This is a genomic window from Pseudomonas sp. SWRI22 (genome assembly GCF_014268395.2).
Classification (GTDB): domain Bacteria; phylum Pseudomonadota; class Gammaproteobacteria; order Pseudomonadales; family Pseudomonadaceae; genus Aquipseudomonas; species Aquipseudomonas paracarnis.
Genome location: NZ_JABWQK020000001.1, coordinates 453,371 through 478,654 on the forward strand (window position 1 = coordinate 453,371; position 25,284 = coordinate 478,654).

The window sequence follows — 25,284 nt, forward strand, 5'->3', positions numbered from 1 at the left end:
TCAACGCTCAATCGACCGACTCCACCGCGCATTCCACTGCGGCCGTGCCTGGTTGACCTGGTCCCAATCAATCGAAATGGCGGTTTGCAGATAACTCTGCATGGCCTCCACCCGCGCGCGGGTTTTGTCGGTGGTGGGTGTGGTCGGGTTCGACGGGATCTGGTCACCTTCTTCCAACGCCGGCGCCTGGGCCTCGGCGGTCAGCAAGAACGCTGCGAGCTTCTGCGCCAGTTCCGGCTGGTCATTGCGGGCGATCACGCATTCGGCCACGTTGAGCACCACGGCACCTTCTTTGGGCTGCGCGTACTCCATCGGTATGCCGAGCAGCTTTTGCGTGGCGACTTGGGTCGGGGTCAGGGGGAAGATCGCGGCCTCGTCGGTTTGGACCATCTCGGAGATCTTCGCGGAGCTGGCAATGTATTCCAGCACGTTGGGGCCCACGGTCGTAGGCCAGGCCTTGAAACCCGGTTCCACATTGGTTTCATCGCCACCCTGGATGCGGTTGAACATCAAGAAGCCATGCAGGCCGAAGGTGGAGGAGGCCAGGGACTGGAACACCACTTTGTCCTTGAAGCGCGGGTCGGCCAGGTCCATCCATGAGGTGGGCGCGGCCCAGCCTTTGTCCTTGAACATCTTGGCGTTGTAGCCAAGGCCGGTGACGCCCAGGGTCACGGCCACGGCTTCGTCCTTGATTCGGGCCTTGGCCGGGATCTGTTCCAGTGGCGGGCTCGGCGCGAGCTTGTCGCACAGGCCCATGGAGATGGCGCGGTACATGATGCCGTCGTCGAGGAACATCACATGCATCTGCGGGTTGGCCTGGTTGGCCTGGACCTTGGCAAGGATGTCCGAGGAGGTGCCGGGTACGATCACGACCTTGACGTTATTGGCCTTTTCGAAGGCGGGCAGCACCTTGTCGGCGTACACCCGTTCCATGGTGCCGCCGTTCATGCCCAAGTACAGCGTAGGGGCGGCATGGGCCGTGCCGGTGAGCAAGGCGATGGACAAGCAGGACAACGCGAGACGTGATTGCATGGGTTTTTCCTCTCAGGCTTGGAAACGACGGATGGAAAACGCTTCGATGGGTTGGCGGCTGGCGCCGTCGCAGACGATCTCTGCCAGGGCTTCACCAACTGCGGGGCCGAGCTGGAACCCGGCGCCGGCAAAGCCGAAGCCGTGGAGCAGGCCGGATTGGGTACTGCTGGGGCCGATCACCGGTTCGTGGTCAGGCAGGTAACCTTCGGTGCCACTCCAGGTGCGAATGGCCTGGGCTCCCTGGAGAAACGGGTAGAGTTCGCCGGCATTGCGCAGGATCTCCAGCACCGCCGCCTGCCCCGGCCGGGCCTGCTGTGGGCCCAAGGCAAAGCCGCGCCCGCCGCCGAGAATGCAATTGCCACGGGCGACTTGCCGAGCATAGATGCCGCCGCCCTCGACGCCGGTGCTGACGGTCATCACTCCCGGCAGTGGCTCGGTGACCAGCATTGCCGGGTGCGCCGAGATAATCGGCACCGGCTCGCCCAATTGCGCGGCGACCTTGCCGGCCCAGGCGCCGCCGCAGTTGAGCAGCCAGGGCGCTTGCAAGTGCAGGCCGTTGGCGCAGTGCACCTGGAACAGTCGGCTGTCGTGCTCGATGCGGATCACCTCGGCTTGCTCGTACACCGCAGCGCCGTGGCGTTGGGCGGCACGGGCAAAGGCTGGGGACACCAGTCGCGGGTTGGCATGCCCATCATCCGGGCACAACGAGGCGCCCACTGCCACGTCGCCCACCCAGGGAAAACGCTTGCGCAACTCGCTGCGGTCCAACAGCTGCAAGCCCAGGCCAAAGCCTCGGGTCTGATCGGCGTAGGCTTGCAGGGCGGAAAAATCCCCGGGGCTGCGCGCCAGCTTCAAATGCCCGGAGCGCACGTATTCACCCTCAATACCAATCAACCCAGGCAGGTCGGCCCACAGTTGGTGAGCGCGCTGGGATAGCGGTAACTGATGCAAGGGCCGCCCCTGGCGCCGCACGCCGCCGTAATTGACGCCGCTTGAGTGCGAGCCACAAAAATCCCGTTCTACCAGTGCCACCCGCTGGCCTTTTTGCGCGAGCATCAAGGCCGCCGAAGCCCCGACGATGCCCCCCCCCAAGACGATGACGTCGATCATGGCTGTACCTGCACGCCAAACGGCAGCGGCTTGATCGGTGCCTGGCCACGCAAGCGCCCGATCTGTGGGAGGTCGCGGCCGCTGCGCTCTGCCACGATTTCCGCCGCCGCCAACCCGCACATCCGTCCCTGGCAGCGGCCCATGCCAACGCGGCAATGGGCTTTGACCCGGTTGATTTCCCAGTGGCCTTCATCTACCACGGCGCGCATCTCGCCGACGCTGACCTCTTCGCAGCGGCACACGACCAGTTCGTCCGGCGCCTGCGCAGCCCAGTGCTCAGGGAAGGGGAACGCGGTTTCCAGGCCCTGGCGAAAGCGCTGGATACGCGCCAACTGCCGCTCCAGTGTAGCCCGACGGTGCGGGTCGACCGCGACGCCGGTATCTTCCAGCAACGCCAGCGCGGCACATTCGCCGGCCATTTGCGCGGCATCGGCGCCCATGATCCCGGCGCCGTCGCCCGCCAGGTACACCGTGTCGACACTGCTGCGCCCGGCGCTGTCACGTTGCGGCAGCCAGGCGCGATTGAGCGGGTTCCAGGCAAACTCACAGCCGAGCAGATCGGCCAATTGCGTTTCGCTGCGCAGGGCGTGGGCGAAGGCCACCGCATCGCAGGGCAGGGTCTGTTCGCCCCAGCGAATACCACGTACCCGTTGGTCGCCGTCGATCTGCTTGAGCATTGCGCCCTGATACACGGCAATCCCGTGGGCGGTCAGCCAGGCGCGGTAATACATGCCCTTGGCCAGGGTCGCCGGTTGCCTGAGCAGCGCCGGCAAGGCCCGGCATTGGGCGCTCAGCGGCGCACTGTCGAGCACCGCCAGCACGTTAGCACCGGCCCTTGCGTATTGGTAAGCGACTAAATAGAGCAACGGCCCTGAGCCACAAAACACCACGCGTTCGCCAATCGCGCAACCTTGGTACTTCAAGGCGATTTGCGCCGCGCCCAGGCTGTAGACACCGGGCAATGTCCAGCCCGGCACAGGCAGGATGCGGTCGGTGGCGCCGGTGGCGACTATCACCTGCGCGTATTCGAGGCTGTCGGCGCGCCCGTTATTGAGCATGTCCAGGCGACCGTCCTCGGCATTCCATACCAAGGTATCGGGCCGATAGTCGATCAAGGCTGCCAATTCATCCATGGTGCGGTGCACGGCTTGGGCCTTGCGCGCTTCAAACCCGTAGATCTGCCTGGCAGTGCGTTGAAACCCTGGAGGTTGGCGCCGATAAATCTGCCCGCCACCGCGCGGGCTCTCATCCACCAGGCAAGGTGTAATGCCATGGTCGAGCAACGTGCGCGCCGCGCTGATCCCCGCCGGGCCTGCACCCACAATCACCACCGGCTTCATGGCTGGCGCCCCGGGTCACGGCTGATCGCCTGGCCGTCTTCAAGCAGGGTCGAACAGGCGCGCACCCGCCGCCCGTCGGCCAGCCGCACCCAACAATCCTGGCACGCGCCCATCAGGCAAAACCCGGCGCGGCGCTCGGCACTGAAATCGCTGCCGCGCAGGTGCTCGGCACAGGTCAGCATGGCGGTCAGCAGGGTGTCGCCGAGCAACCCCGTGGCGGGTTGGCCGTCGAGGGTGAAGGCCAGGGCAGGGCGTTGGGTTTCGCTCAGTCGCTTGAACAAGGCCATCAGTGTTTCCCCACCAGCACGCGGTCCAGGCCGTAGACCCGGTCGAGCACAATCATGGTCGCTGCCGTCAGTGCGATGACCAGCGCCGACACGGCCGCCATCATCGGGTCGATGGACTCGGTGGCGTACACATACATGCGCACCGGCAAGGTTTGCGTGGCCGGCGAGCTGACGAAAATCGACAGGGTCACTTCATCGAAACTGTTGATGAACGCCAGCAACCACCCACCGGCCACGCCAGGCAAAATCATTGGCAGGGTGATCTGCCGGAACAGCGTAAAGCGCCCGGCCCCGAGTGATTCGGCGGCCTGCTCGGCACTGCGATCAATGCCGATGGCCGCCGCCAATACCAGGCGCAACACGTAGGGGGTGATGATCACCACGTGCGCAAGCATCAGCCAGGTAAAGCTGCCGTTTACGCCCATCAGCGCAAACAGGCGCAGCATGGCCACCCCCAGCACCAAGTGCGGAATGATGATGGGCGACAGGAACAGCGCGCTGAAGAAATCGCGCCCCGGGAACGAATAGCGACTGATCGCCAGGGCCGCCGGCACCGCAATCAGGGTCGCCAGGGTGGCGGCGGTGAAGGCCAGGATCAGGCTGTTGTAGAACGCCTGGATAAAGTCAGCGCGTTCGAACACTGCGCGAAACCAGCGCAGGGAGAAGCCCGACGTGGGCAGGCTCAAAGTGTTCTCTGGCGTGAACGCCACCAGGCACACCACCACCAGCGGCGCCATCATGAACAGCACCACCACCGCATGAAAGCCGAGGGCCAAAGGACCGTTTCTGGACATGTGCTTAAACCCCCAGGGACTTTTTGTAGCGGCCTTCGACCATGCGGTTCCAGCTCAGCATGATCAGCAGATTGACCAACAGCAGCGCCACCGCGAGGGTCGCGCCCATGGGCCAGTTGAGTTCCGAGAGGTACTGGTCGTACACCACGGTGGCGACCATCTTCAGGCGCCGCCCACCCAGCAGGCCGGGGATCGCAAAGGAACTGGCGGCCAGGCCGAACACGATCAAGGTGCCGGACAGCACACCGGGCATCACTTGGGGCAGCACGATCTTGCGCATCACCGTGACTTGGCTGGCGCCCAGGGACAACGCCGCCTGTTCGGCCGACGGATCGAGCTTTTGCAGGGAGGTCCACACCGGGATGATCATGAACGGCAGCATCACGTGCACCAAGGCAATGATCACGGCGAACGGCGTATAGAGAAGCTTCATCGGGCGCCCGCCGAGGGCCTGGATCACCTGGTTGACCAGGCCGTCGGCGCCGAGCAGCAGGCTCCAGCCAAACGCACGTACCACCACTGAAATCAGCAGAGGTGTGAGGATCACTATCAGGAAAATCGAGCGCCACGGCGTGCCCATGCGGCTGAGGATGTAAGCCTCCGGCACGCCGATCACCACGCACAGTAGCGTCACCAGGGCACTGATCCAGAACGTGCGCCAGAAAATCTCGTAGAAGTAGGCGTCGCTCAACAGCGCCCAGTAATGGGCCAGGGTCCACTCATCGGCCTTTACGCCTACTTGGTAGTCGAACACATTGAACGACAGCACCAGGGTCAAGCCCAGCGGCACGATCAGCAGCCCGGCAAACAGCACCAGCGCTGGCAGCGAGAGCAGGTAACCGCGACTCATGGGTGCACCTCATCGGCGGCCAGTACCCGCAGCAAATCGGCCTGCCATTGCAGGCCCACTGCCGCGCCGCTAGCCAAAGGTGCGCTGCCGTCGTTACTGCGCACCACGGTGATTTCGCCCAGGGCGGTCTGGACGCGGTACAGCCATTGGCTGCCGAAAAAGTAGCGGTCCAGCACTTTGCCTTGCACGCGCCCGGTGCCAGGGTCCACCAGTTGGATTTTTTCCGGGCGCAGGCTCAGGGTCAGCTTGCCTGCGCTGCCGTCGTGGCGTACTTGGGGGGCGCCGAGCGCGTCGTAGTCGCCAGCCAGCAGGTTGGCCTTGCCGACGAAGTCTGAGATAAACCGCGTGCGCGGGTGCTCATAGAGCTTGTACGGCGCATCGATCTGAGTCACACGCCCGGCCTGCATTACCACCACGCGGTCGCTGATGGACAGGGCTTCGGCCTGGTCATGGGTGACCATCAGGGTGGTGATGCCCACCGCGCACTGGATACGACGGATTTCAAATTGCATCTCTTCGCGCAGGTTGGCGTCGAGGTTGGATAGCGGCTCATCGAGCAACAACACCGGCGGTTCGATCACTAGCGCACGGGCCAGGGCCACGCGCTGGCGCTGGCCGCCGGACAGCTCACGAGGGTAGCGTTGCGCATGTTGGGCCAGGCGCACCAGCTCCAGCACGGTATTGACGCGGGTGGCGATATCGGCCGCAGGCACCTTGCGCATCTTCAGGCCGAAGGCCACGTTGTCGCGCACACTCATATGCGGGAACAGCGCGTAGCTCTGGAACACCACGCCCAGGCCACGGCTGGCGGGCTTGGCGTGGGTAATGTCGCGACCGTCGAGCAGGATCTGGCCGCCGCTCACGTCGACGAAACCGGCGATCATTTGTAGGGTGGTGGTCTTGCCACAGCCTGAAGGGCCGAGCAGGGAAACGAACTCGCCTTGTTCCACCGCCAGATCAGTGGCGACCACCGCATCGACGGCGCCATAGCGTTTGCTCAAGGCTTTGAGTTGGAGAAATGCCATGTTTGCGTTCCACCTTTATTCAGTCGCGTCTAAACGCGCTTTCTTGTTTTGGGCAGATGCGAAAAGTGCGGTGCCGGTGCGTTGGCGCTCGATCTCAAGTCGGCTGCCGGTTGTTGTTCATTTCGCCCCTGTGGACGCAGATTAGGACGGAGACTAGGATGGGCGGAAGCTGAAATTTCACTCAACGGACTACTATTTTGCGATTTATTCATTGATCAGAATTATTAACGAGATTAGGTGTTATGGATTCCACTGAGCGAAATGACGGCGGCAAAGAAGTTGGTGCGGGCAGCGTCTCCCGGTTGTTTGCTGTGCTGCGAACCCTTGGGCAGGTACCCGAGGGCGGCGAGCGGGTCACCCAGCTCGCCCAACAGGTGGGCTTGTCCCAGCCCACCACCCATCGTCTGCTGCGCAGCCTGATGGACGAAGGCATGGTTGAGCAGGATGCACGCAGCAAGCGCTATCGCCTGAGCCTGGAGTTTTTCGCGTTGGCGGCCAACGCGGGCAAGACCGGCAACCTGCGCGACCTGGTGCGCCCCAGCCTGTTGCGCCTGAGCGCTTCGCTGGGGGACTCGCTGTTCTTGCTGGCGCGCAGCGGCTTCGACGCCATTTGCCTGGACCGCAGCGAGGGGCCGTATCCGATCCGTACCTTCACCGGCGATATCGGTGGGCGCGTGGCCTTGGGTGTGGGGCAGGGCAGCCTGGCGATCCTGGCGTTTCTGCCGGAAGAAGAGCGCGAGACGGTAATCCGCTACAACCTGCCACGGCTCAAGGACTTCCACCTGTACGACGAAGTGCTGTTGCGCTCCGAAGTGGAGAACGTGCGCAAGCTGGGTTATGCGGCACGCAACACCGGTGTGCTGGAAGGCATGGCAGGGCTGGCGGTGCCCATCCTCAACCGCGACGGGTATGCGGTCGCGGCGTTGAGCGTGGCGACCATCAGCGACCGCCTGGGGCCGAGCCGCTTGCCGATGGTGGTGGAGTTGTTGAAGCGCGAGGCGGCGGCCATCGGGCCGCGGCTCAATCCGTTTGACCCGACGTTGCGCAGGCCGTCGCAGACCTTTGGGGGTTAACACGGGCCTTCACAACAGCATATTGGATCCAGTTACGGTATAACCCTGAGACGCTTTCGTGATTCGAGGCCCCGTTTTTCATGCAAAACCCTTTGCAACGTCCGCTGTGGCAAATCTACCTGTTGTTCCTGGCACCGATGGTGCTGTCCAATTTCCTGCAAAGCTTTTCCGGCACCCTCAACGGCATTTACGTTGGCCAGATGCTGGGCACCCAGGCATTGGCCGCGGTGTCGGGGATGTTTCCCATCGTGTTTTTCTTTATCGCCCTGGTGATCGGCCTGGGGGCGGGCGCCTCGGTATTGATCGGCCAGGCATGGGGCGCCCAGGAGACCGGAATGGTCAAGGTGATTACCGGTGCCACCCTGACCCTGGGCGCGTTGGTGGGCCTGGTGGCCGCTGTGCTGGGCAGCCTGTTCGCGCGCCCGGCATTGCAGGCGTTGGGCACGCCGGTGGATGTGCTCGACGATGCCGTGGGCTACGCCCAGATGATGATGTTGATCATGCCGTTGCTGCTGGTGTTCATCCTCTATACCCAACTGTTGCGTGGGGTCAGCGACACGATTTCGCCGTTGCTGGCATTGATGGTCTCAACCCTGGTGGGCTTGCTGCTGACGCCTGCGCTGATTCGCGGCTGGATCGGCCTGCCGCCCATGGGCATCCAGAGTGCGGTGTATGCCGGGCTGGTGGGTAACGCTTTGGCGATGCTGTTTCTGGTCCTGCGCCTGCGCCACAAAAACCACGTGATGGCGCCAGACCGCGAGCTGCTTGCCGCCTTGCGCCTGGACCGCGTCGTCCTCGGCAAAGTCCTGCGCATCGGCCTGCCGACGGGCTTGCAGATGGTGGTGCTATCGCTGTCGGAGCTGGTCATCCTGGCCCTGGTCAACGGCCACGGTTCCCAGGCCACGGCGGCCTATGGCGCGGTGACGCAGATCGTCAACTATGTGCAGTTCCCGGCGCTGTCGATTGCCATCACCGCCTCGATCCTCGGCGCCCAGGCGATTGGCGCCGGGCGCCTGGAGCGTATCGGGCCGATCCTGCGCACGGGGCTTGTGATCAACCTGTGCCTCACCGGTGGCTTGATCGTGCTCGGCTATGGGCTGTCCCACTGGTTGCTGGGCCTGTTCATCACCGACGACAGCGCACGGGTACGGGCCGAACACCTGCTGCACATCATGCTCTGGAGCATTCTGGTATTCGGCTTCCAGGCGGTGATCGGCGGCATCATGCGCGCCAGCGGCGTGGTGCTGATGCCGGTGGCGATCTCGATCTTCTGCGTGCTTGGCGTGGAACTGCCAATGGCCTATCTGTTCAACGCCCACTTCGGATTGGAAGGAGTGTGGATGGCATTTCCGGTGACCTACCTGGCGATGCTGGTGTTGCAGATCGCCTATTACCGCCTGGTGTGGCGGCATAAGCAGATCAAACGGTTGGTGTGAGGCTCAGCCCCTGCAGGAGCAGCTCCAGGCCTTGCAAGCCTTCCTCCAGTCGTGTGCCCGGGTGTTCATCCCGGGCAATCCACAACGCGGTATTGACCAGGCTGCCGTTGATCAACTGCGCCAGTGCGTGACTGGGTGCCGTAGGCATCAGGCCCGCTTGCATCAGGGCCTCCAGCAATTGACGCAAGGACTCCACGCAGTGTTGTTGGGAGCCGGTGTCGCCCAGTACCGCCGGTGCATCCTGCAATACAATGCGCTGGATTTCCGGGTCCTGGGCCATGCGCAGATAGGCCCGGCAGCGCTCGCAAAAACCACTCCAAGGCTCTACGGCCTGCTCCGAGATGCGTTGCAAGCGCGCGTCCATCTCGCTGTCGAGTTGAGCGACCACCGCCGCCAGCAGCCCTTTTTTGTCACCAAAGTGGTGATACAGCGCACCGCGCGTCAGGCCGGCGCGGGCAGTGAAGTCATCCATCGAGGTATTGGCATAGCCTTGGGTGGCGAAGGCCCGGCGCGCGCTCGCTATCAGGCGGGCGCGGGTGTCTTCGATCATTTCAGCTCGGGCTCGGCTCATGGGCGTCTCTTGGCTAAGTGATTGACATACGCTGCGTATGCGAAGCATGATTTGCCACATACGCGCCGTATGTATTCTGCCCTGATGGTTTCAGATAGCAAGCCCAGGGCGTCGAGCAAGAGGTCAAGCAGGATGGCAAACCCCTACGCTGAATTATTCCAGGTCCCTGGTGCCCGGGCCTTTGTGCTCGCTGGCATGCTGGCACGCATGCCGATATCCATGACCGGCATCGGCCTGATCACCATGCTGTCCCAGGTGCATGGCGGCTATGGTCTGGCCGGTTCGGTGGCGGCAGTGTTTGCCCTGGCCACGGCGATTTGCGCGCCGCAAGTGTCACGTTGGGTGGACCGCTACAGCCAGGGCAGGGTGCTGCCGATTGCCGCGCTGATCGGCGGCGGGGCGCTATTGATGTTGCTGCTGTGTACGCGGTTGCAGGCGCCGAATTGGACGCTGTTTCTGTTCGCCGCGCTGGCGGGCTGCATGCCCAATATGTCGGCCATGGTGCGAGCGCGCTGGACCGAGTTGTACCGTGGCCAGCCCAGGCTGCAAACCGCGTTTGCCCTGGAGTCGGTACTTGATGAGGTGTGCTTCATCATCGGCCCGCCCATTTCGGTGGGGTTGAGCGTGGCGGTGTTCCCAGAAGCCGGGCCCCTGGTGGCGGCGTTGTTGCTGGCGGTGGGCGTCACCACCTTTGTGCTGCAACGGCAAACCGAGCCACCGGTACACGCGCATCAGGGAGCACACGGTCGCTGGCTGATTGCGTCGCCGTCGGTATTGATCCTGATGATTTTGCTGCTGGCCATGGGCGTGATCGTCGGCGTGGTGGATGTGGTCAGCGTGGCTTTCGCCCAGCATCAAGGCCAGCCGGCGGCGGCGAGTATCGTGCTGTCGGTGTATGCCATTGGTTCGTGCCTGGCCGGGTTGGCCTTCGGTGCCCTCAAGCTCAAGGCACCGTTGCCACGCCAGTTCCTGTACTGCGGCGTAGCCACGGCGTTGACCACCTTGCCCTTGCTGCTGGTGAGCAATATTCCCGGTTTGGCCGCTGCAATCTTTATCTCCGGGCTGTTCTTTGCGCCCACCTTGATTGTGTCGATGGCCATGGTGGAGCAGATCGTCCCGGCCAGCCGCCTTACCGAAGGCATGACCTGGCTGATCACCGGCCTGAGCATCGGCGTGGCCATTGGCGCCGCCAGTTCGGGATGGATGATCGACCACTGTGGCGCCACCAGCGGTTTTTGGGTGGCGCTGGCGGCGGGGACGGTGGTAGCGGGCTCGGCGGTATTGGGTTACCGGCGATTAGGATGAAGGATGGCCTTTGCACGTTTGCTTGAGCAGGTCATTCACGGCTTCGCGAAAGGCCACTTCCAACGCGGGTTCGGTTTGGCCTTCATAACTCACCAGCGCGCTGATGTACAAAAGCCTGCCGAACAGGCAATTGTCGTCAGCGCTGTATTCAATTGAGCCGTTATAGCCCTTGTAGTGCAGTTGGCGATTCATTCCGCTGATTTCCCTCGTGTAGACGCGTGGATAACCTGACCTCGGCAAGCCTGGAGCGCACGCATCGCTCCCCATAATGGTGGCGTACTGACTTTGCGTAGGACGCTTCCCGCCAGCCCGTATTCCCCGCGGACAACCGCCCCCCATCCCCTCGCTAATTTTTCCCCGCCCGGTTCGTTTTATAGGGACGACGTGCCTTTGTGCTTCCCGCCTATTGCCCCGGATTCCAAGAAATGAATGCTGAAGACTCCTTGAAACTTGCTCGCCGGTTTATCGGGCTGCCCCTGGAAAAGCGCCAACTGTTCCTGCAAGCCTTGCAGAAAGAAGGCGTGGATTTTTCAAGGTTTCCGATTCCGGCAGGGGTGGAGGTGGAGGACCGCCAGGCGCTGTCCTACGCGCAGCAGCGCATGTGGTTTCTATGGCAGTTGGACCCGGCCAGCGGCGCCTACAATTTGCCCGGCGCAGTGCGCCTGAGGGGGGCGCTGAGCCTGCCAGCGCTGGAGCAAGTGTTCGCCAGCCTGGTGGCGCGTCACGAAACCTTGCGCACGGTGTTCCAACGCCAGGCCGATGAGCGGCTGGCGCAGGTGGCGGTGGAGCCGTCGGTGACCGTCGAGCACCTGGACTTCACGGCCCTGGCCTTTGATGCACGGGAGCAGGCCGTCAACGCCGCCGCCACCCGTCAATCGCTGTTGCCGTTCGACCTGGAACACGGGCCGCTGCTGCGCGTGCAACTGCTCAAGCTTGCCGAGCAGGAACACGTGCTGCTGCTGACCCTGCACCACATCGTCTCCGACGGTTGGTCGATGAATGTGCTGATCGACGAATTCATCCGTTGCTATGACGCCCATGAGCGCAACGAAGCGCCCCAACTGCCGGCGCTGCCCATCCAGTACAGCGACTACGCCCTGTGGCAGCGCCGCTGGCTGGAAGCGGGCGAGCAGGCCCGCCAGTTGGAGTACTGGCAGGCTCGCCTGGGCGATGAACATCCGGTTCTGGAGCTGCCCACCGACCACCCGCGCCCGGCCATGCCCAGCTACCAAGGCACACGGCACAACTTCGCGATTGAGCCGGCACTGGTCGCGCAACTGCGCAGCTGCGCGCAAAAACACAACGTCACCCTGTTCATGCTGCTGCTCGGTGCCTTCAATGTGCTGTTGCACCGCTATACCGGCCAGGGCGACATTCGCGTCGGTGTGCCGATTGCCAATCGCAATCGCACCGAAGTCGAGGGGCTGATCGGTTTCTTCGTCAACACCCAAGTGTTGCGCACCGAACTGACCGGGCAAACGCGGGTTGCCGAGTTGCTGCAAGGTATCAAGGAGCATGCCCTGGGCGCCCAGGCCCATCAGGAATTACCCTTCGAACGGCTGGTGGAAGCGCTGAAAATCGAGCGCAGCCTGAGCCACACGCCGCTGTTCCAGGTGATGTATAACCATCAGCCGGTAGTCGCCGACATCGCCTCGGTCAGCACCGCATCGGGGCTGGAATTGGCCCTGGTGGAATGGCAAGGCCGCACCACCCAGTTCGACCTGACCCTGGACACCTATGAAAAGTCCGGCACCCTGCATGCCGCGCTGACCTACGCCAATGACTTGTTCGATACGCCCACCATCGAGCGCATGGCCCGGCATTGGATCAGCCTGTTGCAAGCCATGGTGCTCGATGGCGAACAGCGCATTGGCGAATTGCCCATGCTTGACGCGGCTGAACAGCAACGGCTGGTCCACATCTGGAACCAGACCGCCGAGGCGTACCCGACCGAGCGCGGGATTCATCACCTGATCGAAGACCAGGCGCGGCGCAGCCCCGATGCACCGGCACTGGTGTTCGTTACCACCACCTTGACCTACGCCCAGCTGGATGCGCGCGCCAACCAGTTGGCACATGCCCTGGGCGAGCAGGGCGTGGGGCCCGACGTGCTGGTAGGTATCTGCATCGAGCGCTCCATCGAAATGGTGGTTGGCCTGCTGGCGATTCTCAAGGCCGGTGGCGCCTACGTGCCCCTCGACCCTGAGTACCCCCGGGAACGCCTGGCCTACATGATCGAAGACAGTGGCATTCAGTTGCTGCTCAGCCAGCAAAGCCTGCTGGCGTCGCTGCCCGTCGCCGGTATCCAGGTAATTGCCCTGGACCAGCCGGCGCTATGGCTCGACGGCTACAGCAGCGATTCACCGAACGTGGCCTTGCATGCCCTCAACCTGGCCTACGTGATCTACACCTCGGGCTCCACCGGCAAGCCCAAAGGCGCCGGCAATAGCCATCGCGCCTTGGTCAACCGCTTGAGCTGGATGCAACAGGCGTATGGCCTGGGCGCCAATGACGCGGTGTTGCAGAAAACCCCGTTCAGCTTTGACGTGTCGGTGTGGGAGTTCTTCTGGCCGCTGATGACCGGCGCCCGCCTGGTGGTCGCAGCGCCTGGCGAACACCGTGAACCGACGCGCCTGATTGACACCATTGGCCGACACGCCATCACCACCTTGCACTTCGTGCCGTCGATGTTGCAGGCGTTTATCCATGAACCGGGCGTACAGGCGTGCGCAAGCCTCACGCGCATTGTGTGCAGCGGCGAAGCCTTGCCCCTGGACGCGCAACAGCAAGTGTTCGCCAAGTTGCCCGCTGCGGCGCTGTACAACCTCTATGGCCCGACCGAGGCGGCCATCGACGTCACGCACTGGACCTGCATTGACGAAGGCGCCGATGGCGTGCCCATCGGCCGCCCCATCGCCAATCTCGGCACCTACGTGCTGGACGCGCAACTCAACCCGGTGCCGGCCGGCGTCAGTGGCGAACTCTACCTGGGCGGCGTCGGCCTGGCGCGCAGTTACCATCGGCGCCCGGCGCTCACCGCCGAACGTTTTGTACCCAGCCCCTTTGTGACAGGCGAACGCCTGTATCGCACCGGTGACCGCGTGCGCCAACGTGCCGATGGGGTAATCGAATACCTCGGCCGTCTCGATCATCAGGTCAAGTTGCGCGGCTTGCGTATCGAGCTGGGCGAAATCGAAGCACGCCTGATGCAGCATCCACACGTGCGCGAAGCCGTGGTACTGGTACAGGGCGGCAAGCAGTTGATCGCCTATCTGGTGCACGCAGGCGAGGCGCCAGCGGATCTCAAGGCCTGGTTGCTCGGCAGCTTGCCGGAATACATGGTGCCGACGCATTTCATTGCGCTGCCCCAGCTGCCGGTGACCGCCAACGGCAAGCTCGACCGCAAGGCGTTGCCACTGCCGGATGCGGCGCAGCAGCAGGCATTTGTCGCCCCCCAAGGCGACCTGCAAACAGCCCTGGCTGCCATCTGGAGCGACGTGCTGGGCGTTGAGCAGGTCGGCCAGGACGATAACTTCTTCGAGCTGGGCGGCGATTCGATCATCTCCATCCAGGTGGTCAGCCGCGCCCGTCAGGCCGGCATTCGCCTGAGCCCGCGTGACCTGTTCCAGTACCAGAGCATCCGCAGCCTGGCTCTGGTGGCGCGCTTCGATCAGGTCAGCGTGATAGACCAGGGCCCGGTCAGTGGCGAGGTCATGCTGACGCCCGTCCAACGCAGTTTTTTCGACCAGGCGATCCCGTCGCGGCATCACTGGAATCAATCCTTGTTGCTGGTGCCCGGCGAGGTGCTTGAGCCTGCACGGTTGGAGGCCGCGCTGGCGCGGTTGATCCAGCATCACGACGCTTTGCGCCTGCGCTTTGTGCAGCAGGCTGGCGGCTGGCAGCAGAGCCATGCTGCCTATGTCAGCGAACCGCTGTTGTGGCAATGCCAGGCCGGCACCGACGCTGAACTGGCGGCGCTGTGTGATGAAGCCCAGCGCAGCCTTGACCTTGCCCAAGGTCCACTGCTGCGCGCCGCGTTGGTGAGCATGGCCGATGGCAGCCAGCGTGTGCTGTTGGTGATCCATCACTTGGTGGTGGATGGTGTGTCCTGGCGCATCCTGCTCGAAGACCTGCAACAGGCCTACCGCGAACAGGTGCTGCCGGCAAAAACCAGTGCCTACCAGCGCTGGGCGCAACAGTTGCACCGCCACGCGCAGACCGTCGAGGAGCAACTGCCGTACTGGCAAGCCCAATCCATCGACGCCGAGCTGCCGTGTGATCACCCCGAAGGCGGCCTGCAAAACCGCCTGGGTGCCAAGCTGGAAACACGCCTCGACGCCGAGCACACCCGCCGACTGCTGCAAGACGCGCCAGCGGCCTATCGCACCCAGGTCAACGACCTGCTGTTGACCGCCCTGGCGCGGGTAATCAGCCGTTGGAGCGAGCAACCTGCTGCGCTCATTCAATTGGAAGGCCATGGTCGCGAAGACCTCTTCGACGACATCGACCTGAGCCGCACCGTCGGCTGGTTCACCAGCCTGTACCCGGTGCGCCTGCGCGCCGAAGGCGAGTTGCCCGAGGCGATCAAGGCGGTCAAGGAACAACTGCGCGCCGTGCCCGACAAAGGCCTGGGCTACGGCCTGCTGCGCTACCTGGGCGCGCCACACGCGCAGGAAAGCCTGGCGAACCTTACCGCGCCGCGCATCACCTTCAACTACCTGGGCCAGTTCGACCGTCAGTTCAACGAGTCGGCACTGTTCGTGCCGGCCAGTCAGGGCAGTGGCCAGGCCCAGGATCCGGAGGCACCGCTGGCCAACTGGCTGACGCTGGAGGGTCAGGTGTATGGCGGCGAGCTGTCATTGCAATGGGGGTTCAGCCGGGAGATGTTCGAGGCGGCAACTGTTCAAGGTCTGGCGGACGAGTACGCAGCCGAACTCAGGGCGCTGATCGAGCATTGTTGTGCCACGCCGGCAGGCCAGGTGAGCCCGTCGGATTTCCCGCTGGCACGCCTCACCCAGCAGCAACTGGATGCCATGCCCGTGGCCGGGCCGGCGATTGCCGACCTTTATCCGCTGTCGCCGATGCAGCAAGGCATGCTGTTCCACACCCTGTTGGAACCTGAGGCCCAGTCCTACATCAACCAGTTACGCCTCGACATCGAGGGCCTTGATTTGCTCGCCTTCGGGCGTGCCTGGCAGGCTGCGCTGGATCGTCACGACATCCTGCGCAGCAGCTTCCATTGGCTGGGCCTGAACAGTGCTCATCAGCTGATCCAGCGCCAGGTCGACCTGCAACTGCAAGTGATCGAAGACCCCGACGCTGATTTCGACACCCTGGCCCAGGCCGAACGCGAACGCGGTTTTGCCCTGAATGCCGCGCCGCTGTTTCGCCTGACGCTGGTGCGCGGTGCTGGTGCGGCCTGGCACTTTATCTTCACCAGCCACCACATCCTCATGGACGGCTGGAGTAACGCGCAGTTGCTCGGTGAAGTCATCGCTCACTATGCGGGGCAGGCAGTGCCGGCGCCGCTCGGGCAGTTCCGCGATTACCTCGCCTGGCTGCAACAACAATCCTCGGGCGAAGCGTTCTGGAAAAACGCCCTGGCGGCATTGCCGGCGCCGACCCTGCTGGCGCAAGCGTTGCGCAAGCCGGTGGACGCGGTTGGCATGGCTGACCATCACGTGGCACTGGACAGCGACTTTACCCGCCGCCTCGCTGAGTTCGCACGCCAGCACAAAGTCACCCTCAATACCCTGTTGCAAGGGGCCTGGAGCCTACTGCTGCAGCGTTACACCGGCCAGGACTGCGTTGCTTTTGGTGCCACCGTAGCCGGGCGTTCCGCACCGCTGCCGGGGATCGAGCAGCAACTGGGCCTGTTCATCAACACCTTGCCGATCGTCAGCGCAGCCTCGCCAGCCCAGTCGGCCGCGACGTGGCTCAGCGAACTGCAAGCGCTCAACCTCAGCCTGCGCGACCATGAACATGTGCCGCTCTACGACATCCAGGGCTGGGCCGGCCAGCAAGGCGCGCTGTTCGACACCTTGCTGGTGTTCGAAAACTTCCCGGTCGCCGAGGCGCTCAAGCAAGGCGCACCGGCCGGCCTGACCTTCGGTCACCTGTACAACCATGAGCGCACGCACTATCCATTGACCGTGGGCATCGAACTGGGCGCCTGCCTGCGCCTGGAGTTCAGCTATGACCGTGCCCAATTCAGCGAGGCGCACGTGGCGCAGCTGAGCGCCAACTTGCAACACCTGCTGGCGCAATTGCTCGCAGACGCTCACATGCCGCTGGGCAACCTGCGCCTTCTCGACGCCCCTGCGCAACGGCAGATGCTCGCTCTGAGCCGCTCAGCCGCAGCGCCCCAGGCCAACGAACGCGTGCATCAGCGTATCGCAGCCCAGGCCGAGGCGACGCCAGACGCCCTGGCTGTACAGGCCGGTGACGCCAACTTGAGCTACGCCCAGTTGAACCAGCGCGCCAACCGCCTGGCCCATCGCCTGTTGGCGCTGGGTGTCGGCCCCGGCCAACGGGTGGGCCTGGCTTCGCGGCGCGGCCCGCAGTTGATCGTCAGTCTGCTGGCAGTGCTCAAAAGTGGGGCGGCCTACGTACCGCTGGACCCTAAATACCCGGCGGAACGTTTGGCCTACATGCTCGCCGACAGCCGCCTGGACGTGCTGCTCAGCGAAACCGGCTTGCTCGCCGACTTGCCTTTGCCCCGCGGCCTGACCCGCATGGATTTCAGCGTCAGTGGCGACGAACTGACCGGCTACCCGACGACCAATCCGCCTAATTACGCGGCGGCGGCTGACTTGGCCTATGTGATCTACACCTCTGGCTCCACCGGCCAGCCCAAAGGCGTGGCCATCGACCATGCCGCCCTTGGCCAGTTCTGTGACAGTGCCACGCTGTACAGCCGACTGAGCGCCGAAGACCGCGTGTTGCAGTTTGCGACCTTCAGTTTCGATGGTTTTGTCGAACAGTGCTTCCCGCCCCTGTGTGCGGGCGCGGCGCTGGTCATGCGTGGCGACGAACTCTGGGATGCCGGCCAACTGGCGCAAGAGATTGTCGAGCAGGGCGTGACCCTGGCCGATCTGCCCGCCGCCTACTGGTACCTGTTGGCGCAAGAGTGCGCCGAGCACCGTCGCTCCCTGGGCAAGCTGCGCCAGGTACATGTGGGGGGTGAAGCCATGTCAGTGGAGGGCGTGCGTGCGTGGTACGCCGCGGGCTTGGGCAATGTGCGCCTGGTCAACACCTACGGGCCGACCGAAGCCACGGTGGTCTCCAGCGTGCATGAGTGCCAATTGGCCGATGCCAACGACGCCTACGGCGTGCCAATCGGGCAGGCGATTGCCGGGCGCGGCCTGTATGTACTCGACAGCGGTTTCGAACTGTTGGCCACCGATGGCGTGGGCGAGCTGTGCATTGGTGCCGAGGTTGGCTTGGCGCAACGCTATTTCGACCGCCCGGCGCTGACCGCCGAGCGCTTCTTGCCGGACCCGTTTTCCGCCATGCCCGGTGCGCGGCTTTATCGCAGTGGCGACCTGGCCCGGTACAACCCGGCGGGTGCGCTGGAGTACGTCGGGCGTATCGACCATCAAGTGAAGATTCGTGGCCTGCGTATCGAAATGGGCGAAATCGAAGCCAGCCTGCAAGCCTTGCCAAATGTGCGAGAAGCCGCCGTGCTTGCGCAGCCGAGCGCGACCGGCGTGCAGTTGGTGGCGTACGTGGTGCCCGCCGAAGGCCAAGCGCTGGAGGCCCAGGCACTGGCGGCGCGCTTGCGCCAGACGTTGCCGGACTACATGGTGCCGGGCCATTGGGTGGTCCTCGATGCCTTGCCGTTGAACCACAACGGCAAGCTCGACCGCCGTGCGCTGCCCACACCCGACCTGAACCAGGCCAGCGCCGCCTACGTGGCGCCGCAAAGTCCATTGCAAATCCAGTTGGCGGCGATCTGGCAAGCAGTGTTGCAGGTCGAGCAGGTTGGCCTGGAAGATCACTTCTTCGAACGCGGCGGCCATTCCTTGCTGGCCACCCAGGTGATTTCCCGGGTGCGCCACGATCTCAAGCTGGAAGTGCCGTTGCGGGCCCTGTTCGAACAGCCGACGCTGGCCGCTTTCGCAGCGGCGTGCGCAGGCGTGCAGGCCGATACCGCGCCCGTGATGCAGGCGGTTGGCCGTGAGCAGCCGCTGGCGTTGTCCTTTGCCCAGGAGCGGCAGTGGTTTCTCTGGCAATTGGATCCCACCAGCGCGGGCTATCATGTGCCCAGCGCCTTGCACCTGCGCGGTGAACTCCACATCGCGGCGCTGGAGCGCGCCGTCGAGGCCCTGGTGCAGCGCCATGAACCACTGCGCACCACCTTCGTGGAGTCGGGCGAGCACACCGTGCAAGTCATCCACCCAAGCCTGGCAGTGCCGGTTGAACAACAAGAGGTCGACGCCGGCGCTATCGAGCAGGCTGTCACCGAAGAGATCCAGCGCCCGTTCGACCTGCGCAACGGCCCGCTGATGCGCGTCAAGTTGCTGATCGTCGCGCCTGATCACCATGTGCTGGTCATCACCCAGCACCACATCATCTCTGACGGCTGGTCGATGCAAGTGATGATCGACGAGTGGGTGGCGCTGTACCAAGGCGACGCAGGGTTGCCGGCCTTGCCGATCCAGTACGCCGACTACGCCCAGTGGCAGCGCGACTGGATGGCGGCTGGGGAACAACAACGCCAGCTCGATTACTGGTGCGCTCGTCTGGGGCACGAACATTCGTTGCTGGACCTGCCGCTGGACTATCCACGCCCCGCAGTGCAGAGCCATCGTGGCGCGCGCCGCCAGATTCATCTGGAGCGTGCGCTGCTGACTGAACTCAAGACCCTGGCCCAGCGTCAGGACGTGACGCTGTTCATGCTGTTGCTGGCCTCGTTCCAGACCTTGCTGCACCGCTACAGCGGCCAGGCACAGGTGCGTGTCGGCGTACCGGTCGCCAACCGTAATCGCTTCGAAACCGAGCGACTGCTGGGCTTTTTCGTCAACACCCAGGTGCTGCAAGCTGACGTGCACGGGCAGATGCCGTTCGACCAGTTGCTGGCCCAGGTCAAGCAGCGTGCCCTGGAGGCGCAGGCCCATCAGGACCTGCCGTTCGAGCAGCTCGTGCAAGTGTTGCAGCCCGAGCGCAGCCTGAGCCATAACCCGCTGTTCCAGGTGATGTTCAACCATCAGGACAGCCTGCGTTCAGCCCCGGTGCAATTGCCCGGCCTGGATTTGCAGCCCGTGGATTGGGCCGGTCACAGCACGCAATTCGACCTGAACCTGGAAACCGAGGAATCGGTGGACGGTCTCTGGGCCTCGCTGACTTACGCCACGGATCTGTTTGACGCGGCGACCGTGGAGCGTTTGGCCGAGCATTGGCAAAACCTGCTGCGCGCGGTCCTGCAGGATGCCTCGGTGGCCTTGGACGACCTGGCGATGCTCAGCCCGTCGCAATGGCAGCACATGGTGCACGACTGGAACCGCAGCGACACCGACTACCCACGCGAACGCTGTGTACACCAGTTGTTTGAGGCCCAGGCCGCGGCGCAACCCGACGCCATCGCGCTGCATTTCAATGATGAGCGCCTGAGCTACGGCGAACTCAACCGTCGCGCCAATCGGCTCGCCCATCGTCTGATCGACATGGGCGTCGGCCCGGACGTGCTGGTTGCAGTACACGTGGAGCGTTCCCTGGACATGGTGGTTGGCTTGCTCGCGACCCTCAAGGCCGGTGGCGCCTATGTGCCGCTCGACCCGCAATTCCCGGCAGAGCGCCTGGCCTACATGCTTGAAGGCAGCCGCGCCCGGGTATTGCTGACCCAACCGCACCTGCTGGGGCACCTGGCTCAGCCGCACGGCGTGCAGGTGCTGATGGTGGAGGAGGCCGGCACAGCGCAGCACAATCCCCAGGTTGCCGTGACACCGGAGCATCTGGCCTACGTGATCTACACCTCTGGCTCCACTGGCAAGCCCAAAGGGGTGATGGTTCGTCACAAGGCGCTGTGCAGCTTCACCAGCGGCATGGCCGGCACGTTGAGTATCGGCCAGGATGCGCGGCTGTTGTCGCTGACCACCTTCTCGTTCGACATCTTCGCCCTGGAGCTGTATGTGCCGCTGAGTGTCGGCGGTACCGTGGTGCTGAGCACCCAGGCAACGGCCCTCGACCCCGAGGCGATCCTCGATCTGGCCCAGCGTCAGGCGGCGAATGTGCTGCAAGCCACGCCTTCGACCTGGCGCATGTTGCTCGACAGCCCACGGGCTCATTCACTGCGTGGCATCGCCTGCCTGTGCGGTGGCGAAGCGCTGCCCGTCGATTTGGCCCAGCGCATGCTCGACCTGCAAGGCCCGCTGTGGAACCTCTATGGCCCGACGGAAACCACCATCTGGTCGGCGGCTCATCGTTTGCATCAGGCATTGCCGTTCGTTGGACGGCCCATCGCCAATACCGGCTTGTTCATCCTCAATGCCGGTCTCACGCCATGCCCCCAAGGTGTGTCCGGTGAGCTGCTGATCGGCGGTGTCGGCCTGGCGCGGGGTTACCACGGGCAGCCGGCGCTGACCGCTGAACGCTTCGTGCCCAACCCGTTTGGGGTTCCGGGCGAACGCCTGTACCGTACTGGTGACCTGGCACGCTATCGGGCCGACGGCTTGGTGGAATACATCGGCCGCGTCGACCATCAGGTCAAGGTCCGGGGTTTCCGTATCGAGCTGGGTGAAATTGAAGCCTGCTTGCGTGAGTTCGACGGCGTACGCGAAGCCGTGGTGCTGGCCGATAACGACCGGCTGATCGCTTACCTTGTCAGCGCCGCGCCGCAGGCGGCGCAGGTCTATAAAACCGCGCTGCGCGAGCGCTTGCCGGACTACATGGTGCCCGCGCAGTGGCTGTTCCTCGACAGCCTGCCGCTGACCCCCAACGGCAAGCTCGACCGCAAGGCATTGCCCAAACCGGATGCCAGCCTGTCGCTCAAGGGCCATGTAGCGCCCGTCACCCCGCGTGAGCAGCAGGTAGCGGCGATCTGGGCCGAGGTACTGGAATTGCCCCGGGTGGGCCTCGACGATCATTTCTTCGAGTTGGGCGGGCATTCATTGCTGGCCACGCGGGTGGTGTCACGGGTGCGTCAGGCCCTGGCGCTGGAAGTCCCACTCAAGGCCTTGTTCGAACAGCCGCTACTGGGTGATTTCGTGCGGGCCTTGGGCGAGGAGGGCGTCACCGCGCCGGCGTTGATCAAGGCCGACCGCACGCAGCCTCTGCCGCTGTCTTATGCCCAGGAGCGCCAGTGGTTCCTCTGGCAACTGGACCCGGCCGGCGCCGCGTATCACATCCCCAGCGCCTTGCGTTTGCAGGGGCCGTTGGACCTGACCGCGCTGCAAGAGAGCTTTGATAGCTTGCTGGCTCGCCATGAAAGCCTGCGCACGTATTTCCGTCAGGACGCCACCGGCGCGGTTCAAGTCATTGACGCCCAGGGCCGGGTCGATATCGAGCAGGTCGACAGCGACTATGCCGGCCTCAAGGCGCGGGTCGCGCAGGTGATCGCCCAGCCTTTCGACCTGCTGCGTGGGCCGCTGCTGCGGGTCACCTTGCTGCGCCTGGCCGAGGACGACCACGTGCTGGTGCTGGTGCAGCATCACATCGTTTCTGACGGCTGGTCGATGCAGTTGATGGTCGAGGAGTTGGTGCAGGCGTATGCCGCTAACAGCCAAGGCCAGGACGTGCAATTGCCGGCGCTGCCGGTCCAGTACGCCGATTATGCCGTGTGGCAGCGCGGTTGGATGGAGGCGGGGGAGCAGGCGCGTCAACTGGCCTACTGGCGCGAGCAGTTGAGCGGCGAGCAACCGGTGCTGGAGTTGCCGTTCGACCAGCCGCGCCCGGCACAGCCAAGCCATCGCGGCGCACGCTTGGGTATCGAGTTGCATCCGGAGTTGTTGGGCAGTTTGCGCGCACTGGCGCAGCACGCTGGCGTCACGCTGCCGATGCTGCTGCTGGCGTCTTACCAGGCGTTGCTGCATCGCTACAGCGGCCAGGAAGATGTGCGCGTGGGCGTGCCGATTGCCAACCGCAACCGCTTGGAAACCGAGGGGTTGATCGGCTTCTTCGTCAACACCCAAGTGCTCAAGGCCGATATCCACGGGCAAATGAGCACCGAGCAACTGCTGCACCAGGTGCGTCAGCGCTCCCTGGAGGCCCAGGCTCACCAGGACCTGCCGTTCGAACAGCTTGTGCAGGCATTGCAACCGGAGCGCAGCCTTAGCCTGAGCCCGTTGTTCCAAGTGTTGTTCAACCACCGTGTGAGCGTTGCCGACAGCCATCTGCATCGCCTGGCCGACCTGCACGTCGAAGTCCTGGATCTGGACGAAGGCGTGGCCCAGTTCGACCTGGCGCTGGATGTGGAAGAAAGCCAGACGGCCCTGCGTGCCTCTCTGAGTTATGCCACCGATCTGTTCGCTGTGGCGACCATCGAGCGCATGGCCGGGCATTGGCAGAACCTCTTGCGGGCAATGGTGATCGACCCACAGCAACCCATCAGCCAATTGAGCTTGCTGGGCGAGGATGAGCAACAGCAGATTCTTGAGCTGTGGAACCAGGCCGACACCGGTTTTTCAGCCGAGCGCCTGGTGCATGAATTGGTCGGCGATCGCGCCCGGCAAACCCCGGACGCAGTGGCGGTTAAATTCGACGCGCAAACCCTGACTTACGGCGAACTGGATCGCCAGGCCAACCGCCTGGCCCATGCCTTGATCGCCCGTGGCGTCGGCCCGGAAGTGCGGGTGGCCATCGCCATGCCGCGCAGTGCCGAGATCATGGTGGCGTTCCTGGCGGTGATGAAAGCTGGTGGCGTGTATGTACCGCTGGATATCGAATACCCACGTGATCGCCTGCTGTACATGATGCAAGACAGCCGTGCGCAACTGCTGCTGACTCACAGCCGGGCGTTGCAGCAACTGCCAGTCCCCGAGGGCCTGGATACCCTCGCGATTGATCGCACCGAAGAGTGGGCCGGTTACAGCGATACGGCACCGGATGTGGCGCTGGACGGCGACAACCTTGCCTACGTGATCTACACCTCCGGCTCCACCGGTTTGCCCAAGGGCGTGGCGGTGTCACACGGCCCGCTGGTGGCGCATATCATCGCCACTGGCGAGCGCTATGAAACCTCCCCGGCCGATTGCGAACTGCACTTCATGTCCTTCGCCTTCGACGGTTCCCACGAAGGCTGGATGCACCCGCTGATCAATGGCGCCAGCGTGTTGATCCGTGATGACAGCCTGTGGCTGCCGGAATACACCTACGAGCAGATGCATCGCCACGACGTGACCATGGCGGTGTTCCCACCGGTGTACCTGCAACAGTTGGCCGAACATGCCGAGCGCGACGGCAACCCTCCTGCGGTGCGCGTCTACTGCTTTGGCGGTGATGCGGTGGCCCAGGCAAGCTATGACCTGGCCTGGCGCGCGCTGAAGCCTGAATACCTGTTCAACGGCTACGGCCCGACCGAAACCGTGGTCACGCCGCTGCTGTGGAAGGCACGCAAGGGCGACCCCTGCGGAGCTGTCTACGCGCCCATCGGCACCTTGTTGGGCAACCGAAGTGGCTACGTGTTGGATGCGCAACTGAACCTGCAGCCCATCGGCGTAGCCGGCGAGTTGTACCTGGGCGGCGAGGGCGTGGCCCGGGGTTATCTGGAGCGCCCGGCACTGACTGCCGAGCGTTTCGTGCCGGACCCGTTCGGCAAGCCCGGCAGTCGCGTGTATCGCAGTGGTGACCTGACCCGCGGGCGTCCGGATGGCGTGGTGGATTACCTGGGGCGTGTCGACCATCAGGTGAAGATCCGCGGTTTCCGTATCGAACTGGGGGAAATCGAAGCGCGCTTGCGTGAGCAAGCCAGTGTCGGTGAAACCGTGGTGGTCGCCCAGGAGGGGCCGACCGGCAAACAACTGGTGGCCTATGTGGTACCGGCCGACGCCAGCCTGGCCGACCAGGTTGAGTTCCGTGACGCCCTGCGTCGTGCCCTGAAAGCCGACCTGCCGGACTACATGGTGCCCAGCCACTTCGTATTCCTGGCGCAGATGCCGCTGACCCCCAACGGCAAGCTCGACCGCAAAGGCCTGCCGCTGCCGGATGCGAGCCAGATGCAGCAGCAGTACCTGGCCCCGCAAACCGAGCTTGAGCAGCAGATCGCCACGATCTGGGCCGACATCCTGCACCTGTCGCAAGTGGGCCTGAACGACAACTTCTTTGATGTCGGTGGTCACTCCTTGCTGGCTATCCAGATTACCTCGCGGGTGCAGGCCGAGCTCGGCCTGGACGTACCGTTGATGGAACTGTTCCAGACCGAATCGCTGCGCGCCTACGTGCAGGCCGCAGCCACTTTCCGCGCCGGCAGCGTGGAAGATTTTGATGACCTTCGTGACTTTTTGAGCGAACTAGAGGCGATTTGAAC

Annotated in this window: 12 protein-coding genes and 1 pseudogene; 4 read left to right on the forward strand and 9 right to left on the reverse strand. The window is 63.9% G+C overall.

The features are described from left to right. Genes HU730_RS02015 through HU730_RS02045 form a run of 7 tightly spaced genes read right to left on the reverse strand, consistent with a single transcriptional unit; the run spans position 1 to position 6,438 of the window. On the reverse strand, positions 1 to 1,032 hold the full coding sequence (locus HU730_RS02015) for an ABC transporter substrate-binding protein (RefSeq protein WP_127881644.1): 1,032 nt from the start codon (positions 1,030 to 1,032) through the stop codon (positions 1 to 3). A 12-nt stretch (positions 1,033 to 1,044) separates the two neighbouring features. Next, on the reverse strand, positions 1,045 to 2,142 hold the full coding sequence (locus HU730_RS02020; protein ID WP_186527776.1) for an FAD-dependent oxidoreductase: 1,098 nt from the start codon (positions 2,140 to 2,142) through the stop codon (positions 1,045 to 1,047). Continuing rightward, positions 2,139 to 3,482: an FAD-dependent oxidoreductase gene (locus tag HU730_RS02025; protein WP_034127326.1), complete on the reverse strand. Its 1,344-nt coding sequence runs from the start codon at positions 3,480 to 3,482 to the stop codon at positions 2,139 to 2,141. Before HU730_RS02025 ends, HU730_RS02020 begins: the two co-directional genes overlap by 4 nt. Then, positions 3,479 to 3,769, reverse strand: coding sequence for a (2Fe-2S)-binding protein (locus tag HU730_RS02030; protein ID WP_014718832.1), 291 nt, complete (start codon positions 3,767 to 3,769; stop codon positions 3,479 to 3,481). The genes HU730_RS02025 and HU730_RS02030 overlap by 4 nt, the downstream gene beginning before the upstream one ends. Continuing rightward, a complete protein-coding gene (locus HU730_RS02035; RefSeq protein WP_034127327.1) occupies positions 3,769 to 4,563 on the reverse strand; it encodes an ABC transporter permease in 795 nt (264 codons plus the stop codon). The genes HU730_RS02030 and HU730_RS02035 overlap by 1 nt, the downstream gene beginning before the upstream one ends. A gap of 4 nt (positions 4,564 to 4,567) precedes the next feature. After that, positions 4,568 to 5,413, reverse strand: a complete 846-nt coding sequence (locus HU730_RS02040; protein WP_034127328.1) for an ABC transporter permease — start codon at positions 5,411 to 5,413, stop codon at positions 4,568 to 4,570. Further along, a complete protein-coding gene (locus tag HU730_RS02045; protein ID WP_034127329.1) occupies positions 5,410 to 6,438 on the reverse strand; it encodes an ABC transporter ATP-binding protein in 1,029 nt (342 codons plus the stop codon). Before HU730_RS02045 ends, HU730_RS02040 begins: the two co-directional genes overlap by 4 nt. Before the next feature lie 242 nt (positions 6,439 to 6,680). On the opposite strand from HU730_RS02045, the gene HU730_RS02050 reads away from it, so the two are divergent. Next, a complete protein-coding gene (locus tag HU730_RS02050) occupies positions 6,681 to 7,511 on the forward strand; it encodes an IclR family transcriptional regulator (RefSeq protein WP_034127330.1) in 831 nt (276 codons plus the stop codon). A gap of 80 nt (positions 7,512 to 7,591) precedes the next feature. Next, on the forward strand, positions 7,592 to 8,947 hold the full coding sequence (locus HU730_RS02055) for an MATE family efflux transporter (protein WP_034127331.1): 1,356 nt from the start codon (positions 7,592 to 7,594) through the stop codon (positions 8,945 to 8,947). Here the strand turns inward: HU730_RS02055 and HU730_RS02060 are convergent. Continuing rightward, positions 8,931 to 9,518: a TetR/AcrR family transcriptional regulator gene (locus tag HU730_RS02060; protein WP_054918657.1), complete on the reverse strand. Its 588-nt coding sequence runs from the start codon at positions 9,516 to 9,518 to the stop codon at positions 8,931 to 8,933. The genes HU730_RS02055 and HU730_RS02060 overlap by 17 nt on opposite strands. 132 nt (positions 9,519 to 9,650) lie before the next feature. On the opposite strand from HU730_RS02060, the gene HU730_RS02065 reads away from it, so the two are divergent. Continuing rightward, positions 9,651 to 10,823 carry an MFS transporter gene (locus tag HU730_RS02065; RefSeq protein ID WP_186527775.1) on the forward strand — a complete coding sequence of 391 codons (1,173 nt, stop codon included), beginning with the start codon at positions 9,651 to 9,653 and terminating at the stop codon, positions 10,821 to 10,823. Between the two features lie 9 nt (positions 10,824 to 10,832). Here HU730_RS02065 and HU730_RS02070 read toward each other — a convergent pair. Continuing rightward, positions 10,833 to 11,015 (reverse strand): annotated as a pseudogene (locus tag HU730_RS02070) (type II toxin-antitoxin system HicB family antitoxin); the annotation flags it as partial. Between the two features lie 233 nt (positions 11,016 to 11,248). Between HU730_RS02070 and HU730_RS02075 the strand changes: the two are divergent. Beyond that, entirely contained in the window at positions 11,249 to 25,282 is a 14,034-nt protein-coding gene (locus HU730_RS02075) for a non-ribosomal peptide synthase/polyketide synthase (protein ID WP_186527773.1), read from the forward strand. Positions 25,283 to 25,284: the final 2 nt, after the last annotated feature.